The organism is Vibrio sp. 10N.286.46.A8, from assembly GCF_041470165.1.
Taxonomy (GTDB): Bacteria; Pseudomonadota; Gammaproteobacteria; order Enterobacterales; family Vibrionaceae; genus Vibrio; species Vibrio tasmaniensis_A.
This window is the reverse complement of the sequence record NZ_JBFRLX010000257.1, coordinates 1-684: the sequence shown is the minus strand read 5'-3', so window position 1 is coordinate 684 and position 684 is coordinate 1. Positions and strand designations below refer to the sequence as shown.

The 684-nt window shown below is 50.7% G+C and carries 1 protein-coding gene; it reads left to right on the top strand.

Going from position 1 to position 684, the window contains the following annotated elements; all coding sequences use genetic code 11:
• The coding region (locus tag AB4232_RS20755) for an FAD-dependent monooxygenase (protein WP_372087913.1) at positions 1-683 on the top strand (683 nt) is incomplete at its 5' end.
• Position 684 lies beyond the last annotated feature (1 nt).

The following is a 684-nucleotide window of genomic DNA, read 5'->3' as shown; positions in this document are numbered from 1 at the left end:
GGGATTACGGCCACAGTGCGATTGTCGCGAACATCAAAACCTCAGAGCCGCACCATAGCGTTGCTCGTCAAATATTCACACCGCAAGGGCCGTTGGCGTTCCTGCCAATGCAGCCAAGCAAAATGAGCTCGATAGTTTGGTCTACGGAGCCTAATCGTGCCGAGAAGCTTGTATCAATGTCGGATGCTGATTTTAATAAGCAGCTAACGGCAGAGTTCGACTCAAAGCTTGGATTATGCGAAGTGGTTGGTGACCGTTTTGCCTTCCCACTGCGCATGCGTTATGCACGTGACTTTGCTGTAGAGCGTGTCGCTTTGGTGGGTGATGCTGCTCATACTATTCACCCATTAGCAGGGCAAGGTGTGAACCTTGGTCTATTAGACGCAGCAAGCTTAGCGCAAGAGCTGTTAACGCTATGGGCTTCTGGTGAGGATATTGGCACCAAGCGCAACCTTCGTGGCTATGAGCGCTGGAGAAAAGCTGAGGCGGCGAAAATGATTGCTTCAATGCAGGGCTTTAAAGATCTGTTTGAAGGCGATAATCCGGCTAAGAAGCTAATTCGTGGTATCGGTATGAAGCTTGCTGGTCAATTACCGGGTGCGAAAGATGAGATAATGAAGCGAGCGCTGGGGTTGTCGGGCAACCTTCCGGATTTAGCTAAGCGCCCCGTAGTACACCGATAGT